The sequence below is a fragment of the Micromonospora sp. NPDC049089 genome (assembly GCF_040648775.1).
Taxonomy (GTDB): domain Bacteria; phylum Actinomycetota; class Actinomycetes; order Mycobacteriales; family Micromonosporaceae; genus Micromonospora.
In genome coordinates, this window is sequence record NZ_JBEZEH010000368.1 from 1 (window position 1) to 2,909 (window position 2,909).

General features: G+C 73.3%; 5 protein-coding genes. 1 reads left to right on the plus strand and 4 read right to left on the minus strand.

Annotated features, from left to right (window positions below):
- Positions 1-304: hypothetical protein (locus AB0B48_RS32750; RefSeq protein ID WP_357208450.1), on the plus strand; the 304-nt coding region annotated here is incomplete at its 5' end.
- An 8-nt stretch (positions 305-312) separates the two neighbouring features.
- On the opposite strand, the gene AB0B48_RS32755 is transcribed toward AB0B48_RS32750, so the two are convergent.
- The 4 genes from AB0B48_RS32755 to AB0B48_RS32770 all read right to left on the minus strand — a co-directional run bounded on the left by AB0B48_RS32755 (position 313) and on the right by AB0B48_RS32770 (position 2,673).
- On the minus strand, positions 313-672 hold the full coding sequence (locus AB0B48_RS32755) for a hypothetical protein (RefSeq protein ID WP_357208453.1): 360 nt from the start codon (positions 670-672) through the stop codon (positions 313-315).
- 65 nt (positions 673-737) lie between these two features.
- Complete coding sequence (locus tag AB0B48_RS32760) at positions 738-1,037, minus strand: muconolactone Delta-isomerase family protein (RefSeq protein WP_357208455.1); 300 nt, start codon at positions 1,035-1,037, stop codon at positions 738-740.
- 162 nt (positions 1,038-1,199) lie between these two features.
- Positions 1,200-1,847, minus strand: coding sequence for an acVLRF1 family peptidyl-tRNA hydrolase (locus AB0B48_RS32765; RefSeq protein WP_357208458.1), 648 nt, complete (start codon positions 1,845-1,847; stop codon positions 1,200-1,202).
- Positions 1,848-2,040: 193 nt separating this feature from the next.
- Positions 2,041-2,673 carry a LysE family transporter gene (locus tag AB0B48_RS32770; RefSeq protein WP_357208460.1) on the minus strand — a complete coding sequence of 211 codons (633 nt, stop codon included), beginning with the start codon at positions 2,671-2,673 and terminating at the stop codon, positions 2,041-2,043.
- Positions 2,674-2,909: the final 236 nt, after the last annotated feature.

Sequence of the window (2,909 nt, forward strand, 5' to 3'; positions counted from 1 at the left end):
GTCTAACGAAGGCGGCGAACAGCAGATGGTAACCAAGGTCACGCAGTGCATGCTTATAGCCGTGGTTTGCCTTTTCAGCTTGGGCGGGCTCTTTTCCTGGCTGGTTGACTTTGTCTTGCCCGCTAATTACGTGAATGTGAAATATATTCTGGTTGCGAGTCTGGGTTTCCCTTTGTTGTTCACACTGTCGGAAACGACGGCGGTCGGCATCGGCCTGAGTAGAAAGACCGCTTACACCATGCTGGCCTCCTTGAGCGCGTTGCTCATCAACGTGGGCCTGCCACGATTGTCATTCCGGCCGTAGCTCCGGGGTCAGGTGAGCCGCGAGACCTGGTAGTGGCCGATGAGCCAGTCGTCGTCGACCCGCCGCAGGAGCACTCCGAGGTTGACGGTCAGTGCCGGCCGGTCGGTGAAGCCGAACTCCACCTCCAGGTAGCCGAGGACCACGTCGTCGGCGAGACGGCGGATCTCCCGGATGTCGTATGCGGCGGTCAGGCCGAGCGGCTGTCCGGCGTAGTACGCGGCGACGCCGGCAGGACCGACCGTGTACGGCTGCAGCCCCTGGAAGATCGCGTCATCGGTGAAGCACGCCGCGACCCGGTCGGGCTCGTGGGCGTCGACAGCCGATTTCCACCGGTCGAGGACGGTACGCAGAATCTGAGCGTCGGACATGATGATCTCCCTGCTGACGGACGTGTCCCGTGGCGTGCCTGTCGAGGCGGCGTGCCCTCGCCAGCTCAGCGAGGCGGCTGACCCGGGTCGTTCGGGTGCGGTGTCAACGGCGTCACGGTCTCGCGCCGCCAGGCGCGCAGCGGCATCGACGCGAGTACGGCTTCCAGCTCATCGGCGTCGTCGGCCTGGAACAGCCCCCACGTACGCCACTCCCCCGGTGCCAGCGGCGGCCGCCACAGCCGCAGGAGACTGCCCTGGGCGATCAGCTCGGCCGAACGCGCGGCCTCTCGCGCACGCATGTCGGCGACGCCGTCCTCCGACGTGCCGTCGGGCACCGTCGTCACCATGTCAACCAGAAACTCCACGCGCCCATCCTCCGGCCGCCGGCCGAGCAGCACGCCGCGAACCCCATTTTGGGTGGCGACCGTCTCCCCTCCGACGCCGCCGGTGCGGGCCTCCGACGCCGCCCCGTGCAGGCCTGCGACGCCGCCCGTGCGGGCCTCTGAGGCCGCCGGTGCGGGCCGAGGTCAGTCGGGGTCGCGCACCAGGATGCGTACCGCCCGGGCCGCACCCACTGCCGCGACCAGCACCGCGTGCCGGGGCTCCGGCACGTCGAGCAGCCGCTCCGCCCGCAACGGCACGAGCGGGGCCAACCGTCGGTCGGTCAGCACCCCGTCCACCGCCCGCCGGTCACCGCCGCAGACCAACGCGGCGAGCGTCGCCACCTCCGGCAACAGCAGCCGTACGGCCAGATCCGCCGCGTCGCCCAGCGCAGCCTTCGCCTGGTTGTCACGCCGGCGGGCGAACCGGTGCTGCGACCATCCCCCCGCAGCGGTGCGCCCCTGCACGTAGCGGGTGTCCACCTTGGAGACGACGAGGTCGCCGCCCTCGGCCACCCCGAGCGCCACCGCGCCCTTGCGCGCCAGCAGCAGGCCGATCCGGCGGGGCATGACAGCGGAGGCCACGAACCCGGCCACATCCGCGCGGGCCGGCGCACCCGGCGGGGCGTGCAGCTCGGCGGTCGCCCCGTCCGGGGCGGCGAGCAGTAGGCCGTACTCCCTCGCGCTGGTGCTGGGCGGGCCGTGCCGGTCGGCGAAGCCCTCGACCCAGCGGCCGACGCGGGCCGGGTCGACCTCGACCCACCGGCCTCCGCCGGCTGCGGGTCGACTGGTCATCGCCCGACCGTACGGCACAGCGAACCCGTCCGGGCCCCCGGGCGGCCCGTGTGCCCGGCCAGGGACACGCCCGGCGACACCGCGGACCAGGCGCGGTCGGGTGCCGTCCGGGTGGCTGAGCCGCCCGTGAACCTGGTCCGGCTCGGCCTGGACCCAGCGACCTCCTGCCGGGTCGGATGGTCGCCGTGGCCGTTCAACCTGGCAGTAGCGCGGCCACCGCCAACGCGGCGATGAGCGCGCTGGAGACCAGGCCGGTGACCAGCCGGCCACGCGGCCCGGTCAGCGCCCTGCCGACCACGGTGCCACCGCCGGCGATGACCAGTTGCCAGCTCGCCGACGCCAGGAACACCCCGGCCACGAAGAGGGCCATCGGGACCATGCCCGAGTCGGCAGTGTCCCGGCGGCCGAGCACCAGGGCGGTGAAGTAGAGAACCGTCATCGGGTTCAGCAGGGTCAACCCGAGCAGCGCCGCGTAGGCCCGCCCCGGAGTGCTCATGCCCCCACCGTCGCGTGCCGTCGGCGGTCGGTGCGAGCGGTGCGCGGACCACGTCCGCCACAGGCCGTGCCCGGCGAGACCCAGCAGTACCACGGCGGCGACCACCCGCAGGGGCCCGGCGACCGGCGCGATGATCCCGGCCAGGCCCGCGCCGCCGAGCACGGCCACCACCGCGTAGAGCCCGTCGGCCGTCGCCACCGCGAGCGCCGCGGCCGCACCCACCCGAAACGACGTACGGGCGCTGAGCCCCAGGATCAGAATCGCGATCGCGCCGACGGGAATGGCGACGCCGTAGCCGGCCACGAGACCGGCGAGGAACGCGCCGCTCACGACGGCGGGCGCGGGATCCAGGCGGGCCGGGGCAGGCTGCGCTGTCGACGCGCGGCAGTGGCCGCACGGACAGGAACCTGCTTCGGGTACGCCTCAGTCACACGCGCATCCTCCGCGTCGGACCCGCGCCCCCGCCACCGATATTCCGCCCCGCGCCCCGCGCCCCGCGCCCCGCGCCCCGCGCCCCGCGCCCCGCGCCCCGCGCCCCCCGCCCCCCGCCCCGCGCCCCCCGCCCC

Coding starts and splice junctions, on each gene's coding strand:
- AB0B48_RS32755 (WP_357208453.1), bottom strand. CDS start 672: ATGTCCGACGCTCAGATTCTGCGTACCGTCCTCGACCGGTGGAAATCG.
- AB0B48_RS32765 (WP_357208458.1), bottom strand. CDS start 1,847: ATGACCAGTCGACCCGCAGCCGGCGGAGGCCGGTGGGTCGAGGTCGAC.